At 59.3% G+C, this 16,470-nt stretch carries 11 protein-coding genes; 2 read left to right on the forward strand and 9 right to left on the reverse strand.

What is annotated here, in order from left to right:
- Nucleotides 1-32: 32 nt before the first annotated feature.
- The 3 genes from thrS (DLM86_RS03060) to DLM86_RS03070 form a co-directional block, all read right to left on the reverse strand.
- Nucleotides 33-1,946 carry a threonine--tRNA ligase gene (gene thrS, locus DLM86_RS03060; protein WP_110838472.1) on the reverse strand — a complete coding sequence of 638 codons (1,914 nt, stop codon included), beginning with the start codon at nt 1,944-1,946 and terminating at the stop codon, nt 33-35.
- Between the two features lie 414 nt (nt 1,947-2,360).
- Nucleotides 2,361-4,298: a threonine--tRNA ligase gene (gene thrS / locus DLM86_RS03065; protein ID WP_110838473.1), complete on the reverse strand. Its 1,938-nt coding sequence runs from the start codon at nt 4,296-4,298 to the stop codon at nt 2,361-2,363.
- Between the two features lie 360 nt (nt 4,299-4,658).
- Complete coding sequence (locus tag DLM86_RS03070; RefSeq protein ID WP_110838474.1) at nt 4,659-5,579, reverse strand: putative sporulation protein YtxC; 921 nt, start codon at nt 5,577-5,579, stop codon at nt 4,659-4,661.
- A gap of 169 nt (nt 5,580-5,748) precedes the next feature.
- On the opposite strand from DLM86_RS03070, the gene DLM86_RS03075 reads away from it, so the two are divergent.
- Both DLM86_RS03075 and DLM86_RS03080 read left to right on the forward strand, forming a co-directional pair.
- A complete protein-coding gene (locus tag DLM86_RS03075) occupies nt 5,749-6,690 on the forward strand; it encodes an SMP-30/gluconolactonase/LRE family protein (protein WP_245954314.1) in 942 nt (313 codons plus the stop codon).
- A gap of 158 nt (nt 6,691-6,848) precedes the next feature.
- Nucleotides 6,849-7,697: a hypothetical protein gene (locus DLM86_RS03080; RefSeq protein WP_110838475.1), complete on the forward strand. Its 849-nt coding sequence runs from the start codon at nt 6,849-6,851 to the stop codon at nt 7,695-7,697.
- Nucleotides 7,698-7,755: 58 nt separating this feature from the next.
- Here DLM86_RS03080 and mqnC read toward each other — a convergent pair whose 3' ends face one another.
- The 6 genes from mqnC to DLM86_RS03110 form a co-directional block, all read right to left on the reverse strand.
- A complete protein-coding gene (gene mqnC, locus DLM86_RS03085; RefSeq protein ID WP_110838476.1) occupies nt 7,756-8,895 on the reverse strand; it encodes a cyclic dehypoxanthinyl futalosine synthase in 1,140 nt (379 codons plus the stop codon).
- Between the two features lie 201 nt (nt 8,896-9,096).
- Nucleotides 9,097-10,716, reverse strand: coding sequence for a type 2 periplasmic-binding domain-containing protein (locus tag DLM86_RS03090; protein WP_110838477.1), 1,620 nt, complete (start codon nt 10,714-10,716; stop codon nt 9,097-9,099).
- 232 nt (nt 10,717-10,948) lie between these two features.
- Entirely contained in the window at nt 10,949-11,941 is a 993-nt protein-coding gene (locus DLM86_RS03095; RefSeq protein WP_110838478.1) for a hydroxyacid dehydrogenase, read from the reverse strand.
- A 254-nt stretch (nt 11,942-12,195) separates the two neighbouring features.
- Nucleotides 12,196-13,593 carry an extracellular solute-binding protein gene (locus DLM86_RS03100; RefSeq protein ID WP_110838479.1) on the reverse strand — a complete coding sequence of 466 codons (1,398 nt, stop codon included), beginning with the start codon at nt 13,591-13,593 and terminating at the stop codon, nt 12,196-12,198.
- Nucleotides 13,594-13,700: 107 nt separating this feature from the next.
- Nucleotides 13,701-15,059 carry an EAL domain-containing protein gene (locus tag DLM86_RS03105; RefSeq protein WP_110838480.1) on the reverse strand — a complete coding sequence of 453 codons (1,359 nt, stop codon included), beginning with the start codon at nt 15,057-15,059 and terminating at the stop codon, nt 13,701-13,703.
- A gap of 254 nt (nt 15,060-15,313) precedes the next feature.
- Entirely contained in the window at nt 15,314-16,468 is a 1,155-nt protein-coding gene (locus DLM86_RS03110) for an aminotransferase class I/II-fold pyridoxal phosphate-dependent enzyme (protein WP_110838481.1), read from the reverse strand.
- Nucleotides 16,469-16,470: the final 2 nt, after the last annotated feature.

Genomic DNA, 16,470 nt, shown 5'->3' on the forward strand with positions numbered 1-16,470 from the left:
CGGTATCGTATACGGTTCGCCGCAAGCTTGGCTTAAACCTTCAACCGAATGTCTTCCAGCATCATCGCCTGCACCTCATCGAGTCCGTAACGCCCGACGTCGCCTTCGCCGCGCTTCCGGACGGACGCCGTGCCGGCTTTCTCCTCCTGCTCGCCGACGATGAGCATGTACGGCGTCTTGCGAAGCTGCGCCTCGCGGATTTTGTAGCCGAGCTTCTCGTCCCGCAAATCGGCATCGGCCCGGATGCCGGCCGACCGGAGCTGCTTCTTCGTCCGCACGGCGTATTCGGCGAACTTGTCGGATACCGGGAGAACCGTCGCCTGCACCGGGGACAGCCATATCGGGAACGCACCGGCATAATGCTCCGTCAAAATGCCGACGAACCGGTCGATCGAGCCGTACACGGCGCGGTGGATGACGACCGGACGCGCTTTCCGGTTCGACTCGTCGACGTAGGACAACTCGAACTTCTCCGGCATCTGGAAGTCCAATTGAATCGTGCCGCACTGCCAGCTTCGCTTGATCGCGTCGCGAATATGGAAATCGATCTTCGGGCCGTAAAACGCGCCGTCCCCTTCGTTAAGCCGGAACGGAACGCCCCGTTCGACAAGCACGCTGCGCAGCGCATTCTCCGCCTGCTCCCACAGCTCCTCGGCCCCCATCGACTGCTCCGGCCTCGTGGACAGCTCGATTTTGTATTCGAAGCCGAACACCTTGTACATCCGGTCGATCAAATCGATCGTCCTGCCGATCTCCTCCTCGATCTGATCGGGACGGACGAACAGATGCGCGTCGTCCTGGCAAAACGTGCGCACCCGCATCATGCCGCTCAACGCGCCCGAATATTCGTGCCGGTGCACCTGCCCGAATTCCGCCAGCCGGATCGGCAGCTCCCGGTACGAGCGAATGCGGTTTTTGAAAATGAGCATATGTCCGGGACAGTTCATCGGCTTCAGGGCGAACGGGACGTCGTCCACCTCGCTGAAGTACATATTCTCGTGGTAATGTTCCCAATGCCCCGACTCCTCCCACAGCCGCCGATTCATCATGAACGGCGTGCGCACTTCCTCGTAGTCGTGCTCCGCGAGCATTTGGCGCGAAAATTGCTCCAGCTCGTTGCGGATCGTCATGCCGTTCGGCAAGTAGAAGGGCATGCCCGGCGCTTCCTCCGAGAATAGGAACAGCTCCTGCTCCTTGCCGATTTTCCGGTGGTCCCGCTTCTTCGCTTCCTCGAGCCGGGCGATATGATCGTCCAGCTCCGGCTTGCTTGCGAACGCCGTCCCGTACAGCCGCTGCAGCATTTTATTGTTCGAATCCCCGCGCCAGTAAGCGCCCGCCACGCTCATCAGCTTGAAGGCGCGAAGACGGCCCGTCGACGGCACGTGCGGTCCCCGGCACAAATCGGCGAATTCGCCCTGCTCGTAGATCGAAAGGACCGCGTCCTCCGGCAAATCGCGGATCAGCTCCAGCTTGAGCGGCTCCTCCGCTTCCTCGAACCGTCTCAAAGCTTCTTCGCGGCTTACTTCCCGCCGCTCGATCGGCCAATTTTCCGCGACGATCCTCTCCATCTCCCGCTCGATCTTGCCGAGATCGTCGGCCGATAGCGGCTGCTCGACATCGACGTCGTAATAAAACCCGTCCTCGATAACCGGGCCGATGCCGAGCTTGACGGCTTTGCCGCCGTACAGCCGCTTGATCGCCTGCGCCGTCAGATGCGCCGCGCTATGCCGGTACAGCCCGAGCGCTTCGGGCGAGTCGGGCATGACGATCTCGACGTCGGCGTCCCGATGCAACCGATGGCTCAAGTCGACGAGAACGCCGTCCACCTTGGCGGCAAGACCGTTTTTCTTGACGCCGCTTCCGAGCGACGCCGCCACCTCCCGAACCGAAATTCCCGCTTCGAACGATTTGAGCGCCCCATCGGGCAAACGAATATGAATGGACATGGTGAAAACCTCCTGATTTTATGAAAATGTTGAGCGAAAAAACGGTATTATAGGATACGGGTGTATACTATCCGAAATCGAATAACAGGCCGCCAACAAAAAACGCCCGTCCCCGCAAAGGGACGAGCGTGCTCGTGATTCCACCCTACTTCGTCTTCGCCGGCAAACCCGGCGAAAACCTCATGGCATCCGATAACGGGGATGATCCGGCGCAAGCTCATGCGGTTCGCTCGCCACGGTCCGTAAGTCGGTCCCCGGCGCCCGGTTCGCATGCGCGGCTCTCGAAGCGGTAAGCCGCCGGCCCGTCGCTTGAGGGGCTTTCACCTGTCCCCCTCTCTCTGGGAAGCCGTACCGGCGCTCGTGTCTTCGGTCGATGCCTTTGTTCGATTTGAGAGTAAACTATAACTTAGAACGTCATACCGTTCTGGAGCGAATGTCTTCCGTAATCATCGACACGACGTCGTTCGTCGCATGCGCGCCGATGTCGCCTTGGCCGCGCTTGCGGACGGACAGCGTGCCGTTGTTCACTTCGTTCTCGCCGACGACGAGCATGTACGGCGTCTTCTCGAGCTGCGCCTCGCGAATTTTGTAGCCGAGCTTCTCGTTGCGCAGGTCGGCTTCGGCGCGAATGCCGGCCGCCAGCAGCTTCTCGACCGTCTGCTTCGCATAGTCGTCGAATTTGTCCGAAACCGGAATGACGACCGCCTGCACCGGCGACAGCCACGTCGGCAGCGCACCGGCGAAATTTTCGAGCAGGAACGCGGTCATCCGCTCCATCGTGCTGATAATGCCGCGGTGAATGACGACCGGACGGTGCTTGTTGCCGTCTTCGCCGATATATTCGAGACCGAACCGCTCCGGCAGCAGGAAGTCGAGCTGCGCGGTGGACAGCGTCTCTTCCTTTTTCAGCGCCGTCTTGATCTGGACGTCGAGCTTCGGTCCGTAGAACGCCGCTTCGCCTTCCGCCTCGTAGTACGGCAAGTTCATCTCCTCGACGACTTCCTTCAGCATGCGCTGGGACATTTCCCACATGGCGTCGTCCGGGAAATATTTTTCCGTATCGTTGGGGTCGCGGTACGACAACCGGAACCGGTATTCCTTGATGCCGAAATCCTCGTACACTTGGCGAATCAGACCGATCACGCGGGCGAATTCGTCCTTGATCTGGTCCGGCCGGCAAAAGATGTGCGCGTCGTTCAGCGTCATGGCGCGAACGCGGTGCAGGCCGGTCAGCGCGCCGGACATCTCGTACCGGTGCATCGTGCCGAGCTCGGCGACGCGGATCGGCAAATCGCGGTAGCTGCGCAGGTCGCTCTTGTAAATCATCATATGGTGCGGACAGTTCATCGGACGGAGGACGAGCTCCTCGTTATCCATCTCCATTTTCGGGAACATGTCTTCCTGGTAATGCTCCCAGTGGCCGGATATTTTATACAGCTCGACGCTGCCGAGCACCGGCGTGTAGACGTGATGATAGCCGAGCGATTCTTCCAGATCGACGATGTAGCGCTCCATCAGGCGGCGCAGCTTCGCCCCCTTGGGCAGCCAAAGCGGCAGCCCTTGGCCGACTTCCTTGGAGAAGGTGAACATTTTCAAATCTTTGCCGATCCGGCGATGGTCGCGCTTCTTCGCTTCCTCCAGCAGCACGAGGTGCTCGTCCAGCTGCGCCTTCTTCGGGAACGCGGTCCCGTATATGCGCTGCAGCATCTTGTTCTTCGAATCGCCGCGCCAGTAGGCGCCCGCCACGCTCAGCAGCTTGAACGCCTTGATCCGTCCCGTCGACGGCAGATGCGGTCCGCGGCACAGGTCGAAAAACTCGCCCTGATCGTAAATCGAGATGACCGCGTCCTGCGGCAAATCGCGGATCAGCTCCAGCTTGAGCGGATCGTCCAGCTCGGTGAAGATGCGCACCGCTTCCTCGCGGCTCACTTCGCGCCGGGTAATCGGCAAGTTCTCCTGCGTAATCTTCTCCATTTCCTTCTCGATCTTCTCGAGATCTTCCGACGACAGCGGCTGCTCCAGATCGACGTCGTAATAGAAGCCGTCCTCGATAACCGGACCGATGCCGAGCTTCACCGCCTTGTCGCCGTAAATCCGCTTGAGCGCCTGCGCCATCAAGTGCGCCGTGCTATGGCGGTACACTTCGAGCCCGTCCGCCGAGTCGAGGGTGACGATCTCCACCTTCGCGTCGGACGCAAGCTTATGGTTCAAATCGACGACTTTCCCGTCCACCTTGCCGGCGATCGCGTTCTTCTTCAACCCTTGGCTGATCGAGCCGGCCACGTCTTCGATCGTCGCTCCCGCTTCGTATTCTCTGACCGCCCCGTCGGGCAGCGTTACTTTCACCGTCATGTCGATAAGCCTCCCGTAAAGAATCTGAATACAAACAAAAAACACGCCCAATCCCGATAAGGGACGAGCGTGATGTTCTCGTGGTTCCACCCTGATTCGTTCCGCCGAACGCCGAAGCGCGGCAAAACCTCATTGGCATCCGATAACGGGGATGAAGCGTGCGGCGTCTACTGCCGGCGAGTTCGCATACGCGAATCGCGGGTTCGAGCCCAAGCTGCAAAGGGGTAAATCCGCTGTTTGAACAGAAGGAGATTGCAGCACGTGTCTCCTCTCTCTGGACAGTCTCGCAGGGATTCGTGTCTTTGGTCGTCGCTTGTATCGATGATTGTGACAACATAATACCGCAACGCCGGTGCGGTGTCAAGGATACAGCTGGTCTTTGTTTTTGCCGGTCAGCACCGTGCCGCATACTTTGCAGTACGTGCATACTCGGGCCCGGTTCTCGAAAATTTGCAGAATCGTCTTGATCACCTGCTCCTCCGGCTCTCGCGTGTGGATGACGATTTGCTGGGGAGACACGGAGATGAGCGTACTGACGATCATGTCCTCGAAATTGATTTCCTTGTCGAGCAGCTCGACCGTGAAGCCTTCGAATTGGTCCGTATCGATCGGCTTCATCTGATCGTTATACATCGTAAATTCGTTGCCGCCGCGGTGCATCAGATGGGCGACCGGAATTTTCGTTTCCTGGATATAGACGAAATATTTCAGGAGCGAAATGAATTCCTGGTACTGCTGGTCCATAATGTATTCGTCGATGGCGTATTCCGCCACCTCGCACAGCTCGTTCATGTAATCGGCGAGCCTGAACCGGATGAAGCCGATCAAATTCAAGCCGTTATGCTCCTCGAGGTAGGCCGTCAGCGCATCGGCGATTTTGTTCTGACGGCGCTGCCGCGGCTTCGGCATATCGGCGGACGGCTCCGGCTGGTTCAGCACTTGCCGGCAATACTGCTCGATCGAAGCGACCTCGGCTTCGTCGTCGTAATGATACTGCCCTACGACAATATCCCGCAGCAGCTTCCGCTCCATTTCGTCCAGCACGTAAGCGGCCACCGTCTCCGCAGCCGACCGGATGACCGGCGTTCCCGACACGTTCAACTGAAATTCGGGCAAAGCCGCCACACAGCGCAAGACCGTATGCGACTTGTACGCATCGCATTCGAACCGGACCGGATGCCCGGCTGTATGTAAGTCCCGGGCGGCGAGCGACAGCCTCACGTACAGCTTGTCGGCATAAGACGCCCATTCTTTCGGCAAGGTCAAGGCGAACAGTTCCATCGGACACCACTCCTTTCGTTACGCACGGGTGATGGAAAGCTCCTTTCTACAAGTATATGGCCCCATCCGACCCAATATACAAACAACTATTTGGCACCGACCGCGCCCCCCGCCCCCCGCATAAAACGGGTCAAACGGGATCGTTTCGTTGTATAATAAGGAAACGGGAATGCAAACGGACTATCACGAGTACGATAACGGAATCGAAACGATTTGGAGGATGATGGAACGGATGGCGCAAGCGGAATTGCTTTTCGACGCCAAAGCGGCGCTCGGGGAAGGCCCGTGCTGGGACGAGCGGGACGGTCTGCTCTATTGGGTCGATATCGACGGAAAAACGCTGCACGCATTTGACGCGGATGCGCGCAAGGCGGCGTTCGCCAGGACGTTCGACCGCAAAATCGGAGCGGCGGTGCCGCGGAAGTCCGGGGGGTTCGTGTTGGCGATGGAGGACGGCTTTTACGGTTACGACCCTGCGAGCGACCGGCTCGAGGCGCTGGGCAATCCGGCCGGACGGAAGCCGGGAACCCGGTTCAACGACGGCAAATGCGACGCGGCCGGACGGTTCTGGGCCGGGACGATGGCGATGGACGGGACGCCGCGACAGGGTGCCTTGTATTGCCTCGAGACGGACGGCACGATCCGTACCGTGCTGGAGGACGTATCGTGCTCGAACGGACTGGATTGGAGTCCGGACAATCGGACGATGTATTATATCGATTCGCCTACGAAACGGGTTCAGGCGTTCGATTACGACTTGGCGTCGGGCTCCCTCTCCAATCCGCGGGTCGTCGTCGAAGTGACGGAGCCGGGGGCGGTGCCGGACGGCATGTCTTGCGACGCCGAGGGCATGATCTGGGTCGCGCTGTGGGACGGCTACGGGATCCGGAGATGGAACCCGCACACCGGGGAACGGCTGCTCGCCGTCGAGGTGCCGGCGGCCCAATCGAGCTCGTGCACGTTCGGAGGCGCGAACCGGGACCGGCTGTTCATCACGTCGGCGCGGACCGGCATCCCCGAATCGGAGCTGGCCAAGCAGCCATTCGCGGGCGGCCTGTTCGTCTTCGAGGCCGGCGTCTGCGGGCAGCCGACCCGTGCGTTCGGCGGCTAAACGCAAGCATAACGGCAGTCCGATGCGGATCGATCGTCCCCGCTTCGGTCTGCCGTTTTTTTTCGCATGCTGAGCCGGCCGACCCGGCGCTCCGCCTGGCGTCCCGCTTAAAAACGAACGGCTTCGGCCACACTAATGCCGATCGGGAGGTGTGCCGAATGCCGTCTTTTGTTCCTTATGCCGTCTTGATACTCGTCATGTTGACGAGCTTGATTACGATTCTCGCGCATTTCCGCGACTACCGGCTTTTTCTTATATTTCTCGCCTATTCCGGGATGATTTACGTCTTCGAATATGCGATCGTCGTCTTGATGAACGGCTATTCCTACTACCCGAATCTTCTTCCGATCCGCTACTTGGACAACTTGCTCGGATCGATCTTCTCCAATCTGCTGGCCGTTCCGGTCATCGCCCTGTTCATCGCCGTTTACCGGCTGGGGAACCGTTGGATTTTGTTGTTCGCCCTGCTCTTGAGCGGGGTCGAATGGCTGTTTGAACGTATGGGGGTCTACGAGACCTATTGGTGGAAAGTCCCTTACACGACGGCGGCGCTTCTGTTCTTCTTCTGGCTGGCGCGATGCTGGATCGTTTGGCTTCAGCGGGGCAACCGCGCGATCCGATACGTCACCTTGGTCATGTATTCGTCCAGTCTGATCGATACGCTGGTATTCGTGCTGATCGCAGGCGGAGTTCGTCTGTTCCGCGTCGGCGTCTTCGACGATCCTTACCGGGACGACGTATTCGTATCCGCCCTTTTCGGCTTCTTCAAGGCGCTGCTTCTTGCCGGCGCCGTATATTGGACCGACGGGATCCGCTGGATCGCCGCCGCCCTCGCGGCCATCTTCGCGATCCAGATCGTCCTGATCCGGTGCGATATATTGCATGTGTTTGTTCCGTATTGGCTCTATTTTCTTATGTACGCGCCGTGCTGCTTCTTCGTCGCCTGGCTGATCGCCATCGGCAAACGTTCCTTGAACGATTGGTCGGCTTTTCCCTCGAGACGATAACAAAAAAAACCGGACGACTTCAACGGAAATCGTCCGGAGGGTATGAGGGCGGTACCGCTCAGTTCTGCATGACAAAATCGTTCTCGACCTTCTCGTTCGCATCGTCGAACACGCGCAAAATGTCGTAGCGCGTATTGCGCTGAGCCGGAATTTTGCCTGCTTGGCGAATCAAATCGAGCGTCGAGGAGATGTTCACCTTATGCGTCGTGCCCGCAGCGGAGACGACGTTCTCCTCGATCATCGTGCTGCCGAAGTCGTTGCACCCGTATTGAAGCGACAGCTTGCCGACCTCCGGCCCCATCGTCACCCACGACGACTGGAAGTTCGGAATGTTGTCGAGCATGAGGCGGCTGATCGCGACGTTTTTCAAATAATCGTCCGGTCCGAGCTTCTCCGCCTTCAAGTTCGTATTGTCCGGCTGGAACGTCCACGAGATGAACGCGAGGAAGCCCGGAGACGCATAGCCGTTGCGAATGCATTCGTCCTGGGCGTCGCGTACGCGCAGCAGATGGAGCACCCGCTCCTCCATCAGCTCGCCGAAGCCGATGACCATCGTCGCCGTCGTGCTCATGCCGATCCGGTGCGCCGTCTTCATGACGTCCATCCACTCCGTCCAGCTGCCTTTCAGCCGGCTGATCTTGCGGCGCGTCCGGTCGTCCAATATTTCGCCTCCGCCGCCCGGCAGCGAGTCGAGTCCCGCTTCGTGAATCGCCCGGATGACTTCCTCGAGCGACAAGCCCTCGGACACTTCCTTCATCTTCCATATTTCCGCCGGCGAAAACGAGTGCATCGTGATGCTCGGGAACCGTTTCTTGATTTCGCGCAGCAAGTTCGTGTAATAGCTGAACGGCAAGTTCGGGTTCGTCCCGCCCTGCATCAAAATTTCCGTTCCCCCGACGTCGATCGTCTCCTGGATTTTGCGGAAAATCGTCTCGTCCGGAAGCACGTAGCCTTCCTTCGAGCCCGGCGGCCGGTAAAACGCGCAAAACCGGCAGTACACGTCGCAAATATTCGTATAGTTAACGTTCCGGCCGATGACGAACGTCGTGACCGGCTCCGGATGAAATTTCTGCATGATCCGATTGGCGGCCGCGCCCATCTTCTCGATTTCGTCGGAGTCGTACAGCGCCAGGCCGTCCTCCAAGTCCAGTCGTTGCCCCGCGATCGCTTTGTCCAATATGCGGTCGATCCGGCTCATCCCCATCACTCCTTCGACTAATTCTTTTCAATCGTACCACATCGGAAGCGGGAAAAACAGTGAACGAATCGGGAACGCCCCGAGCCATAGAGAGCGATTCCTTTCCGACGTAAAGAAAACCGCCCCCGGCACGGCGCGTTGGCGTCGCGGGCGGGGACGGCTTCGAGCGTTGCCGATTACTGGGATAGCCGGCTAATCGCTTTATTGGAACGGCTTCAATTGCTTGTCGGCCGTGCGTACGGCGTTGATTTGATCGACGTACGCTTGGAAAATCTCTCTGCCTTTGTATTTCGTCATCAGCTCTTCGCGGTACTTCGGCCAATTGGAAGCGTCTTTGTCGTCGAACAGGACGACGTTTTGCAGACGGGCCATTTCCTTGCGGAAGTCGCCGATGTTCATGCCTTGCGGCGGCGCCAGCGCGACCGGCTCGCCCTTATGCTTCGGAATCGCCTCGACGAATTTGAGCACGGCGCGGTCGCGGTCGGAGACGCGCGGGTCGATGATCTCGAGACCCAATGCGGACGGATCGTCGAAGTTCGTGAAGAACTTCCAGATGTCCAGGAAGCTGCCGTTCTTCGTGACGTCCGCTTCGTATGCCGCGGGATCGATCGTAATTTTTTTGCCTTCCTTCTTGTAATGCTTGCCTTCAAGACCGTAGTGGGTCATCAGGTAGCCTTCTTCGCTGGCGAGCCAGTCGAGAATTTCCACGGACCGTTTGATCTTGTCCGGCGATTTCTCGGCAATCGTCTTGGAGAACAGAAACGGACTGGCTCCGCCGGTCGTGCCTTGCTTCCATCCGTAAGGCTGGTTCGCGAACGGGAAGATCGGCTGCCAATCGGCTTTCGGATCGAGCTGCTTCGCGCGGCTTTGGACGCTGGACGGCACCGATTCGAGAGCGATGTTTTTGTCCGTCGACCAGATGACGCCGACTTTGCCTTGCGCCGCTTTATCGAAATGCTGCGGCGATTTGTTGACGAACCAGTCCGGATCGACGACGCCTTCCTTGATCATGTCCTTGACGTCCTGAAGCACTTGCTGCACCTTCGGGTGAGTCTGCGTTTCCACAAACTCCAGGTTTTTGTCGTCGATCATGAAGTCGGCGACGAGACCGTTGTTGATCCAAGCCGGGAAGTCAAGTGGCAGCCTGTTGCCCGCCGCTGCGGCCGAAAAACCGTACGTATCCTTCTTGCCGTTGCCGTCCGGGTCTTCGTTCGTGAACTTGCGCATCGCGTTCATCAGTTCTTCGTACGATTTCGGCGGCTGCAGGCCGAACTTGTCGAGCCAGTCTTTGCGGATATAGAACGAGCCGTACGTGTTGCGCTGGAACGGCATCAGCGAGCGGGCGTGCTTGATCCCTTTCAGCTGATAGTTTTTGAGCTCGTCCTCGGTGACCCACTTGAAGTAGTTCGGCATCGTCTCCTTGTTCACGAAGGCGCTCTGGTCCGCAAGCAGACCGTCTACCGCAAACTTCTGGCTCGCCGCGCCGTTGGACAAAAACATGTCGGGGTGATCGCCGCTCGTCAAAATGACGTTGATCTTGTTGTCGTAATCCGCGCCGAACGGCAAATATTCAAGCTTCAGGGAGACATTGAATTTCTCTTCGATCGTTTTCTTGACGAAATCTTTGTCCGCCGAAGGCAAATTCGCATTAGGCGGCGAGAAGACGAACCAGCGCAAATCGAGCTTCTGCTTCGTAGCGGTGCCCGAATTTCCCGTCGTTCCGCCCGCTTCGGGAGTGTTCGTCTCTTCCTTCTTGCCGCAGGCGGTCAACACCATCGTGCCCGCGATGACGACAGCCCCCAACACTTTCAACGTTTTCATGGCTTTTTCCTCCGTTCTGCTCCTAACGGCTTCCGGCAATCGCTTCCGCTTTCCCCGTGATCCCCTTGTCGTTCCATAGGCTACCCGTTCGCTTGCTGCTGTCGGCCGACCACGCCCGTGCTGCCATTCCGGCCCGCCTCACCTCCCGATCGATTCTCCCGGTTCGCCCTGCCGACGCTCGCGGCAACCGCTTACAATACGTTCGCGGCACCTCGGCGACGGACCGGGTTTTCTAAGCCAGCACGTGCAGGTTGCGCAAATCGACTTCCCCTTCGAGCGGCTGGCCGGCGAGAAACCGTCCGACCTCCTCGACGGCGTGACGTCCCATCCGCTGCTTGCCGTTGTTGACGGCTCCCGCAATGTGAGGGATGAGGATGACGTTGGGCAGCGTCCGGAACGGATGGTCCGCGCTCGGAGGCTCCTGATCGGTGACGTCGATGCAGGCGGTAAATCGTCCTTTGGCCAGCTCGGCCGCCAAATCGTCCTCGTCGATCAAGCTTCCTCTCGCCGTATTGATCAGCACGGCGTCGTCCTTCATGCGAGAGAACGCCTGCCGGTTGAACATGCGGTCCGTCTCCGGAATCGAAGGAGCGTGAATCGAGATGACGTCCGACATGTCAAGCAGCTCCGCAAACTCGACCTTGCGGCAGCCGAGCACGGCCGCCTGCTCCTCGGATACAATCGGATCGTACAACAGGATATCCACCTCGAACTGCCGCAGCAGCCGGATGTAATGCCGACCGGCTTTGCCGGCGCCGACGACGCCGATCGTAAGGCCGTACAGTTCGCGAATAAGCTCCTTGCCTTCCTCCCACAACCCTTGCCGGGTGCTTTGCGACAGCTGCCACATCCGCTTGAGCGACGCGATCGTCAGTCCGAGCGCGGTTTCCGCGACCCCGATGCCGAGCGCTTCGTTGGCGCTGCTGACCCGGATGCCCCGGTCGATCAGCTCCGGCGTCACCACGTATTTCACCGTACCGGCCGCATGCGCGACCAGCTTCAGCCGGCTCGCCTCGCGTAACACTTCGGCGTCGAACGCGGGACAGCCCCAGGACGTAATGGCGATGTCCGCATCGCGAATCATTTCGGCGACCCGCTCCTTCGACGGTTTGCCGGGCGACGAGTTGACGATGAGCTCCCCGAATTGGCGCAGCCGGTCCAAATGCTTCGCGGTAAAAATCCCTTGCCAAATATCGGAGCCGGGTATCAAAGCGATTCGTTTCATGTTGTCCCTGCTTTCTGTTACCTTCGGTTAACTCATAAGTAACTCTAATTCATTTTCATAATAGCGAATGTAAGCGGTTTTTGTCAACAGAAAACCGTTTTCACATCCATTTATTAACTTTTATCTGACTCATAAAATTCATTTTGGTAGTTACGGCCGATTTCGTCCGTCGCCCCCCTCTCCCCTAAGATCCCCGGCACCCGCGCCGAACGGGAGAATAACAAAAAAAGCCGGCCCCCGTTAGGGAGACCGGCTTACGCGTCGGACGCTGCGTCGCGCCGCCGTTGTCGAATCTCGTTCAATACGTTCTCGATATTGGAGCAAACCGTCCGCTCCGACTCGAGCCCGGCCCAAAACAGCTTCAGCTCGTTCATAATGGCCGGCAGCATGTCCATCGTCACGTTCAAATCCGTATGCAGCCGGTACGTCGGCACGATATCCCGGTGCATCGGGTAGCGCAGCGGACGGAACATCGCCTCCTCGCCGATCCATTCGGCGGCGGGCTTCGACGCCGGAATGCTCAGCGTGCGCTGACGGATGTCGAGCTGGGACCGGTACGAGGCGATGAAGTCGACGAACGTTTGCGCTGCCTCCTTCTGCTCGGACTTCGCGTTGATGCCGAGCCCGATGGCGAGAAGAAGCGTCTTCGGACTGTCGTTGGAAGGGAGCGGCGCGATGTCGTAGTCGAATTCGGCTTTTTTCAACGCGTTCAAACCGAAGTACGTCGTCAAAATCATCGAAACCTTCTCCTGCACAAACAGCTTCTCCGCATCCGCTTCCTCGTAAAACAGCGGCGTACCGCTCTGTCCCAGCACGACGTCGCGGCACAGCCGGAACGCGTCCATCCACGGCGTGCCGGCGATGCGCACCGGCTCCTCCTCCGGCGGCAGCTTCATGCCGCTTTGCAGCAAAAACACCGGCCACCGGTTGAGCGACAGCGGGAAGAAGTAAAACCCGTACCGTTCGTTCGGAACGGCCAGCCGCTCCGACGCCTGCCGCAGCTCGTCCCACGTCCAGCCGCTGTCCGGCTCGAGCAAGCCTTTCTGCCGGAAATGATCGCGGTTGTAGCACAGGACGACCGGCGAGAAGATAAACGGCTGGACGTACAGCCGCCCTTCGAAGGTAAACGCTTTGTTCAGAAACGGATACGTATCGCCGTTCGGTTGGCGCTCTTCGAGCAGATGGAGGCAGCCGGCTTCGATCATCTGGCGATAGTTCGCCACGTTCACCGTCACGACGTCCATAATGCCCGCTTCGAGCGCCTGACGCATGCTGACGAAATGATCGAAGATGATCGTCTCGACGCGAATGCGGGGGTACTGCTTATGAAACATCGACACCAGCGTGCCGAGATCGGCCTCCTCGATCGTCGTCCGGTAGCAGCCGAACCGGATCGTAATCGAATTGTCGTCCGATACGCCGGCGATCCGATTGCCCACCTTCGGGATTTTCTCGATCAGCCCTTCGGAGACGAGCACGTCCAAGCATTGGCGGACCGACTTGTTGCTGATGCTGAACAGCTTGCCGAGCTCCCGTTCGGACGGCAGGAAATCGCCGACCTTTCTTTTCCCCGATATGACCTCGTCGCGGATCGACCGGATCATCTCGTCCATCCGCTTCGACAGCGACGCCCGGCTCGGTCTGTTCGCCATGTCCATTCTACCTTTCCGGCCGTGCGGACACGGCTCCAAGAATAAGGGTCCCCCTCGGACGGGCGGTCCGTTACGGGCTCGCTCCGACCTTCGGGGGACCTTGTCGTTCAGGCGCTGCCCAATTGGCGCTGCGCGATAATTTTCTCCTTCAGCTTCTGCAGCTGGTATCGCTCTTCCTCATACAGGAGCGGGGCGGGCTTGGCGAAATAAAACCCTTGTCCCATCCGCACCCGATGCTCGAACAGCACGTTCGCCTCCTCGGGACGCTCGACGCCTTCGGCGATGACCTGGCAATTGATATGCTCGGCCATGAACAGAATCGTCCGAAGCATCACCTGCTTCGACGTGATCCGGTCGATATCCCGGATGAGCGACCGGTCGATCTTCACCATATCGGGGCCGATCTCGGAAATCGAATGGAGGCTCGCGAAGCCTGAGCCGGCGTCGTCGACGGCGAAGCGGAAGCCGAGCGAACGGTACTCCCGCAAAATATCGGACAGGTGGGCGTAATTGTCGATGCGGTGCCGCTCCGTAATTTCCAGGACCACTTGTCCCGGCTCCGTCTGCGGAAACTGCTCCATCGTCTGGCGCAGCACTTCGAGAAACGACCGCTGGGCGAGCGAGACGGCCGTCACGTTCAAAAACACCGTCTCCTTCAGACCGCGGCGCTCCATTTCCCGGAACGCTTTTTTGAACACGAGCATCTCGAGCTTAGCGAGAAGATCGGCTTGATACGCATACTCGAACAGCTCGTCGGGGAAATGAAACGGCGTGTTCTGGGGACCGCGCGTCAAAAACTCCCAGCCGGATACTTCCCCGGTTTCGAGGTTCATGATCGGCTGCGCCAGCACGCGAATATCTTCCTCGCGGATCAAATCGAGGAGCCGCAAATGCGCGGAGCAAAAATCGGGCGGGAGCCGCCGGTGCGCGACCGACGCCGCGTACTGGGCGGCGCTGCGGATCGCCGTCGTCGTATCGGCGATGTCCGGGGAGATGAAGCTGCAGCCGACGACGAACCGGAACGGCGCGCTCCACGTCGCTTCGTATACCGCGGCGAGGCGCCGCTCCAGCTCGAGCCGCAGCTGTTGGGACATTTTATGGATAACGTCGTAATCGAGCAATTCGTTCGTCGATAAAAACAACACGTATTCGTCGTGGTCATGCTTCGCCCCGATAATGTCGGATTCGCGGAAAAACTGCGGAAGCACGGCGACGATGGCGCTTCGGATCGATTGCTCCAAACGGCGGAGGCAATCGGCCGGATACGTTTCCGTCATGGGCAGCGCCCCTTCGAGCTTGAGCAGCAGGACGGCGCATTTGTTCCCGTTCCGGCGGGACTGGTCGACAAGGGACAATACCGGATCGCGCAGCGTAAAGGACGGGGGGAAATATTTCAGCATTCGATCGGGAAGCGGCAGGCTGAATACGGTTTTCAGATGCTGCTTGATGTTTTGCACGAGAGTCATAGAGGTCCCCCAAAAAGTTGTTCGCCTGCGTAGGTTCCGGTCGAATCTTGTATCCAACACTGCTATATTATCACAATTTTCCTGCGAAATACAGTAGCGGCGCCGCTTGTCGGCGACGGGAGCAAAAGCGGAAGCGGGCGAAATCCAGTTCCGGCACGGCCAAGAGAGCACGCGCCCGACCCGAACGCGCCGGCAACGCGGGAAGCCCCTTTCCGGACGAAAGGGGCTTCCCGCGAGCCGCTGCCGCCGACCGCTTAGGCGAGCTCGGCCTGCGCCGCGTCGAACGCGTTCGACAAGTCGGCGATCAGGTCGTCGACGTGCTCGATGCCGACGGAGAAGCGCAGCAGCCGGTCGTCGACGCCGACCTGCCGGCGGATGTCTTCGGGAATATCGGCGTGCGTCTGCACCGCCGGATACGTCATGAGCGATTCGACGCCGCCCAAGCTTTCCGCGAAGGCGATCAGCCGGATGTGGCGCAAAATCGGCTCGATCGTGCGGGCGTCCTTCATGCGGAACGAGAATATGCCCGTGTTGCCCGACGATTGGCGGCTCTGGATATCGTGGCCCGGATGGCCGGGCAGCGCCGGGTAAAACACCTGCTCGACCATCGGATGCCCGAGCAAAAACTGCGCGATGGCCGTCGCGTTGGCTTGATGCCGTTCCATCCGCAGCGCCAGCGTCTTCATGCCGCGCATGAGCAGCCACGAATCCTGCGGGTTGAGCACGGCGCCGATCGAATTGTGCAGAAACGCCATCTGCTCGGACAGCTCCTTGCCCTTCGTGACGATGAGACCGGCCAGCACGTCGTTATGGCCGCCCAAATATTTCGTCGCGCTATGGACGACGATGTCGGCCCCGAGCTCGATCGGGCGTTGAAAAAACGGCGTAAGCAGCGTATTGTCGACGATCGCGACGTAGCCCTTCGCCTTCGCCCAGCCGCATACTTTCTCCAGATCGGTAATCATCATGAGCGGGTTCGTCGGCGTCTCGACGACGATCGCTTTCGTATTCGGACGGCTGGCGCTCTCGAGGGCGTCCATGTCGTTCGTATCGACGTAAGTCGCCGTCACGCCGAAGCGGGACATGATCTTCTCGATCAGCCGGTATGTACCGCCGTACAGGTCCAGCGAGACGAGCAGATGATCGCCCTGGCCGAACAGCGCGAAAACGGTTTGCAGCGCGGCCATCCCGGTGCTGCAGGCGAAGCCGGCGTCGCCCGATTCGAGCTCCGCGATCGCCTGCTCGAGTACGGCGCGCGTCGGGTTTTTCGTACGCGAGTAGTCGAAGCCGGTGCTTTGTCCGAGCCGCGGATGGCGGAACGCGGTCGCTTGGTAGATCGGGAAACTGACGGCGCCCGTGACCGGCTCCGATTGGGAGCCGATTTGCGCCAAACGGCTTTCGATTTTCATAG

The sequence above is a fragment of the Paenibacillus flagellatus genome (assembly GCF_003217775.1).
GTDB classification, from domain to species: Bacteria; Bacillota; Bacilli; order Paenibacillales; family NBRC-103111; genus Paenibacillus_AB; species Paenibacillus_AB flagellatus.

Bases quoted from the DNA above. Each gene is read 5' to 3' on its own strand.
- thrS (WP_110838472.1), bottom strand. From the start codon at position 1,946: ATGTCCATTCATATTCGTTTGCCCGATGGGGCGCTCAAATCGTTCGAA.
- thrS (WP_110838473.1), bottom strand. From the start codon at position 4,298: ATGACGGTGAAAGTAACGCTGCCCGACGGGGCGGTCAGAGAATACGAA.
- DLM86_RS03070 (WP_110838474.1), bottom strand. From the start codon at position 5,579: ATGGAACTGTTCGCCTTGACCTTGCCGAAAGAATGGGCGTCTTATGCC.
- DLM86_RS03075 (WP_245954314.1), top strand. From the start codon at position 5,749: ATGCAAACGGACTATCACGAGTACGATAACGGAATCGAAACGATTTGG.
- DLM86_RS03080 (WP_110838475.1), top strand. From the start codon at position 6,849: ATGCCGTCTTTTGTTCCTTATGCCGTCTTGATACTCGTCATGTTGACG.
- mqnC (WP_110838476.1), bottom strand. From the start codon at position 8,895: ATGAGCCGGATCGACCGCATATTGGACAAAGCGATCGCGGGGCAACGA.
- DLM86_RS03090 (WP_110838477.1), bottom strand. From the start codon at position 10,716: ATGAAAACGTTGAAAGTGTTGGGGGCTGTCGTCATCGCGGGCACGATG.
- DLM86_RS03095 (WP_110838478.1), bottom strand. From the start codon at position 11,941: ATGAAACGAATCGCTTTGATACCCGGCTCCGATATTTGGCAAGGGATT.
- DLM86_RS03100 (WP_110838479.1), bottom strand. From the start codon at position 13,593: ATGGCGAACAGACCGAGCCGGGCGTCGCTGTCGAAGCGGATGGACGAG.
- DLM86_RS03105 (WP_110838480.1), bottom strand. From the start codon at position 15,059: ATGACTCTCGTGCAAAACATCAAGCAGCATCTGAAAACCGTATTCAGC.
- DLM86_RS03110 (WP_110838481.1), bottom strand. From the start codon at position 16,468: ATGAAAATCGAAAGCCGTTTGGCGCAAATCGGCTCCCAATCGGAGCCG.